At 66.0% G+C, this 5,544-nt stretch carries 3 protein-coding genes; 2 read left to right on the top strand and 1 reads right to left on the bottom strand.

Going from position 1 to position 5,544, the window contains the following annotated elements:
• Window positions 1–79 precede the first annotated feature (79 nt).
• Window positions 80–1,462: an amino acid permease gene (locus ACFV15_RS47670; RefSeq protein ID WP_378360103.1), complete on the bottom strand. Its 1,383-nt coding sequence runs from the start codon at window positions 1,460–1,462 to the stop codon at window positions 80–82.
• 102 nt (window positions 1,463–1,564) lie between these two features.
• Here ACFV15_RS47670 and ACFV15_RS47665 point away from each other — a divergent pair, with 102 nt between their 5' ends.
• Both ACFV15_RS47665 and ACFV15_RS47660 read left to right on the top strand, forming a co-directional pair.
• A complete protein-coding gene (locus ACFV15_RS47665) occupies window positions 1,565–2,470 on the top strand; it encodes a glutaminase (protein ID WP_378360101.1) in 906 nt (301 codons plus the stop codon).
• 315 nt (window positions 2,471–2,785) lie between these two features.
• The gene (locus tag ACFV15_RS47660; RefSeq protein ID WP_378360100.1) at window positions 2,786–5,458 is read left to right on the top strand and encodes a sugar-binding domain-containing protein; all 2,673 of its coding nucleotides are present in this window, start codon (window positions 2,786–2,788) and stop codon (window positions 5,456–5,458) included.
• The last annotated feature ends 86 nt before the right edge of the window (window positions 5,459–5,544 follow it).

The following is a 5,544-nucleotide window of genomic DNA, read 5'->3' as shown; positions in this document are numbered from 1 at the left end:
CCGTCTCGGGCTGTGCGGTGGTGTGTGTGTGTGCCCCTTTTTATTTCCCCCACCCAACACCCCACGACCCCAAGGCGGCTCAGCCGACCTTTTGCTTCTTCGCGACGACGCGCCAGCCCACCGCGAGCACCACGGCCAGCACCGGGATCGAGTAGAACGCGATCTTCTCCGCGCCGTCGGAGAAGGCCATCAGCACGACGACCAGCACGAGGAAACCCAGTGTGGCCCAACCACTGTAGGGCGCCAGCGGCATCCGGTAGGACGGCCGCTCGACCTCGCCGCGCAGCGCGGCCTGGCGCAGGCGCAGCTGGCAGAAGATCAGCGTCGCCCAGGTGGTGATCACGCCGAGCGAGGCGATGGCGATCGCGATGTCGAACGCGTCCTTCGGGACCAGGTAGTTGAGCACCACGCCGAGCACGTACGCGGCCGACGTGAACAGGATGCCGCCGTAGGGCACGTGGCGGGCGCTCATCCGGCCGACGAACTTGGGTGCCTCGCCCTTGTCGGCCAGCGCGCGCAGGATGCGGCCGGTGGAGTAGAGCCCCGAGTTGCAGCTCGACAGCGCGGCGGTGAGGACGACCGCGTTCATCACGTCACCGATGCCGGGAATGCCGAGCCTGCTGAACACGGTGACGAACGGGCTCTCGTCGCCGTTGTAGAACGGCCAGGGCAGCAGCATCGCCAGCATCAGCACGGAGCCGACGTAGAACACGCCGATCCGCCAGATGACGCTGTTGATGGCCTTCGGCAGCACCGTGCGCGCGTCCTTGGTCTCGCCTGCCGCGATGCCGACGACCTCGATCGCGGAGTACGCGAAAATGACCGCCTGCAAAGTCATCAGCGCCATGCCGACGCCGGCCGGGAAGAATCCACTGTGGCCGGTCAGGTTGTGCAGACCCGCCGGGGTGCCGCCGATGTCGGCGCTGGTCAGCACCAGGCCGGCCGCGGTGACCAGGAAGACGACGATGGCCAGCACCTTGACCACCGAGAACCAGAATTCCAGCTCGCCGAACAGTTTCACCGAAAGCAGGTTCACCGCCAGCAGCACGCCGAGCGCCACCAGCGCGGTGATCCACTGTGGCACGTCGGGCAGCCACTTGTGCACGTAGATCGCGACCGCGGTGATCTCCGCGATCCCGGTCATCGCCCAGTTCACCCAGTACATCCAGCCGGACGCGAACCCGGCCCACGGCCCGATGAACTTGCGGGCATAGGTGACGAAACTCCCCGAACTCGGCTCGTGCAGCACAAGTTCACCGAGCGCGCGCATCACGAAGTACGCGGCCACGCCGCAGATCGCGTACGAGAGCACCAGCGACGGGCCGATCTGGTGGAGCTTGCCGCCGGCGCCCAGGAACAGGCCGACGCCGATCGCGCCGCCGATGGCGATCATCTGCACTTGGCGGTTGCCCAGTGCTTTTGAATAGCTTTCACCTTTTTCGGTGAGCAGCGAGGAATCCATGGTTGCCAGACGCTAGGGCTTTGTGCGGCAAGTCACCAAGCCCGCTAAGGAAGACTTAAGGTGTGCCACAGATCACCATCGGTGTGTCGCTAGGCTGCGGTCGTGGATCTCGCGGCGCTGCTGGACCGGATAGCCGATGACGTCACGCCCGAAATCGGCCGTGGCGCCGTCGCTGATTACATTCCCGCGCTGGCGCAGGCCGACCCGCGCCGGTTCGGCATGGCGGTGGCCGAGGTCGACGGTTCGGTGCACGGCGTCGGGGATTGGCGACAGCCGTTCTCGATCCAGAGCATGTCGAAGGTCTTCACACTCGCGCTGACGCTCGCGCACGGCGACAGTGTGTGGACCAGGGTGGGCCGCGAACCGTCGGGTAATCCGTTCAATTCCTTGGTACAGCTCGAAAACGAAGACGGCATTCCCCGCAACCCGTTCATCAACGCGGGCGCGCTCGTGGTGACCGACGAGCTGGCCAGCCACGGCGACGCAGCAGGCGCGTTGCTCACCTTCCTGCGCGAGGAAAGCGGCAACGCCGGGATCGGCATCGACGCCGACGTGGCGGGCTCGGAAGCCGGGCACGCCGACCGCAACCGCGCGCTGGCGTACTTCATGGCCTCGTACGGCAACATGCGCAACCCGGTGCCCGCGGTGCTCGACCAGTACGTCCGCCAGTGTTCCATCGCGATGACCTGCGCCGACGTCGCCCGCTCCGCGGTGTTCCTGGCCCGCCACGGCGTCCGCAACGACGGCACCCGGCTACTCGGCCTCAGCGCGGCCAAGCGGATCAACGCGGTGATGCTCACCTGCGGCACCTATGACGCGGCAGGCGAGTTCGCCTACCGCGTCGGCCTCCCCGGCAAGAGCGGCGTCGGCGGCGGGATCCTCGCGATCGTGCCCGGCCGCTGCGCGGTCTGCGTGTGGAGCCCCGGCCTGGACGCGCGCGGCAACTCCGTCGCCGGGGTCGCGGCACTCGACCGGTTCACCACGCTGACCGGCTGGTCGATTTTCTGACCGGATGCGGGGCGAGAGCGCTTTACTGTCGAATAGTCGTTCTGCGATATGTTGAAAGCGCTTACATCTGTACCTTAAACAACCGGAACAAGCTGGTCAAGACCAGTTTGGTCGGACCATTACACAATTGCGTGCAATCAAGTTGATAATCCACCGTCAGATATTGCCCGGCCTCCCGGCGCCATCTAGCATCGGCGGCAATCGGTTACTCACATAAGAGACATTTCCGGTCGCTTTCAATCCCCGCCGCCCTGTGCCCGAGGAGACGCATCTGTGAAGTCCAGGCATAAAAATCCACGAACCGCGGTCCGGTTGGTGACGACCACCGCGTTGGTCGCCGCCGTCTGCGGCGCGGCCGTGCTACCGCAGGCCAGCGGTGCGCCCGCGGCCACCGCCGCGGCACCCACCGCGCTCTCCGTGCCCTCCGGCGCGGGCGCGGAGGCGGCTCTCCCCGGCTACCTCATCCAGTCGTCCGCGAAGGTCGGTGACGACTCCTCGGTGAGCAAGCCGGACTTCTCGACCAGCGGCTGGTACCCGGTGTCTCCCCGCTCCACGGTCTTCGCGGGCCTGCTGGAGAACGGCAAGTACCAGGACCCGTTCTATTCGACCAACATGAAGGCCGCCAACCCGGCGGACTTCACGGTGCCCTGGTGGTACCGCACCCAGCTGAACGTGGACTCGACCGCGCAGCGGACCTACCTCGACTTCTCGGGCGTGCTCTCCCGTGCGGACGTCTGGGTCAACGGCACGAAGATCGCCGACAGCAAGCAGGTCGCCGGCTCGTACACCCGCCACGACCTGGACATCACCTCCGTGGTGAAGCCGGGCGCGAACGCGGTGGCGCTGAAGATCTACCCGAACGACCCGAACCGCGACCTGACCATGGGCTGGATCGACTGGGCGCAGACCCCGCCTGACAAGAACATGGGCATCGTGCGTGACGTGCTGGTCCGCCGCAGCGGCCCGGTCGCGCTGCGTGGCGCGCACGTCAACACCAAGCTGGCGAGCGACCTCAAGCATGCGGACCTGACCGCCGAGGTCGACGTCCGGAACGACTCCGACGCCCCGGTCACCACGACCGTCTCGGGCACCGTCGCGGGCGTCGCGATCAGCCAGAACGTCTCGCTGGCCGCCAAGGAGAAGAAGAACGTCTCCTTCCCCGTGGTCGGCCTCGACAACCCGAACGTCTGGTGGCCCGCGGGTATGGGCGGCCAGCACCGCTACGACCTGAAGCTGACCGCCGACGTCAACGGCTCGGCGTCCGACGACGCGAGCGAGAAGTTCGGCGTCCGCGAGGTCAAGGCCCCGATCAGGGGCGAAGGCCGCCAGTACTCGATCAACGGCAAGCAGCTGCTGATCCTCGGTGGCGGCTACTCGCCGGATCTCTTCATGCGCTGGGACCCGGCGCAGGCCAGGACCCGCCTGAGCTACGTGCTCAACATGGGCATGAACACGGTTCGGCTCGAAGGCCACATCGAGGGAGACGACTTCTTCGACATGGCCGACGAGATGGGCATCCTGACCATGCCCGGCTGGGAATGCTGCGACAAGTGGGAAGGTGAAAGCGGCACTGGCGAGCAGGGCGAGAAGTGGAAGCCGGAAGACTACGTCACGGCCAAGCTCTCGATGACCGGCGAGGCCGAGCGGCTGCGCAACCACCCGAGCGTGATCTCGTTCCACATCGGCAGTGACTTCGCGCCGACCGCCCGGCAGGAAAAGGACTACCTGGACGCGATCAAGGCCGCGGACTTCGACGTCCCGATCATGAACGCCGCGAAGACGCAGACCACGCCCATCCTGGGCAAGTCCGGCATGAAGATGAACGGCCCGTACGAGTACGTGCCGCCCGTCTACTGGTACGACAAGTCGCACTCGGACAGCGGCGGCGCGTGGGGATTCAACTCGGAGACCAGCGCCGGCGTGAACATCCCGACCTTGGACACGCTGAAGCGGATGATGTCGGCGAGCGAGCTCGAGGCCATGTGGAAGAACCCCGCCGGGACGCATTACCACCGATCGGAATCGGCCGTCTTCAACAACCTGAAGATCTACGGCACCGCGCTCGACAAGCGCTACGGCAAGTCGTCGAGCCTCGAAGAGTGGGTCAGGAAGTCCCAGCTGTCGCAGTACGAGAACGTCCGCGCCGAGTACGAGTCGCACGCACGGAACTACACCGACTCGTCGAACCCCTCGACCGGCCTCATCTACTGGATGCTCAACAGCCCCTGGACCTCACTGCACTGGCAGCTCTTCGACCGGTACATGGACCAGGGTGGCGCCTACTTCGGCGTCAAGAAGGCCAACGAGCCGCTGCACATCCAGTACTCGTACGACAACAACTCGGTCGTGGTGATCAACAAGACCCCGAGCACCGCGAGCGGCCTCAAGGCCTCCGCCAAGGTGTACAACCTGGACGGCACCGAGAAGTTCAGCAAGACCGCCACCGTCTCGGTCCCCGCCAACGGCGGCAAGTCCACCGCCGTGACCATCCCGTCGATCAGCGGCCTGTCCGGCGCCTATCTGGTCAAGCTGACGCTGACCGACTCGTCCGGCAAGGAGGTCAGCCGCAACGTGTACTGGCTGTCCACCAAGGCGGACAAGGTCGACTGGAACTACACCAACGACGACACGGACTGGTACTACAAGCCGCAGAGCGCGTTCGCGGACATGTCGACGCTGAACTCGTTGAAGCCGACCACGGTCTCGGCGACCGCGACCTCGACCACCTCCGGTGACAAGACCACGACCAAGGTCACGCTCAAGAACACCGGCACCGGCAAGATCCCGGCGTTCTACCTGGACGCGAAGGTCGTGTCCGGCGGCGTCCCGGTCCTCCCGGTCGAGTGGAACGACAACGCGGTCAGCCTGTGGCCAGGCGAGCAGATCACGCTCACCGCGACCTACAACACGGCCGACCTCAAGGGCGGCTCGCCGTCCGTGCGGGTCATCGGCCAGAACACCGGCACCCAGACGGTCCCGGCGAAGTAACCGTTCCAGTTCCAGCGAAGGCCCTCGCCAGCACTTGGCGGGGGCCTTCGTCTTGGGGGTCGTGAGTGGTACGGCCGGTTCTAACC

The organism is Amycolatopsis sp. NPDC059657, assembly GCF_042734395.1.
GTDB lineage: Bacteria > Actinomycetota > Actinomycetes > Mycobacteriales > Pseudonocardiaceae > Amycolatopsis.
The sequence above is the reverse complement of the archived record's forward strand: the minus strand, read 5'-3'. Positions and strand labels throughout refer to the sequence as shown.

Bases quoted from the DNA above. Each gene is read 5' to 3' on its own strand.
- ACFV15_RS47670 (WP_378360103.1), bottom strand. From the start codon at position 1,462: ATGGATTCCTCGCTGCTCACCGAAAAAGGTGAAAGCTATTCAAAAGCA.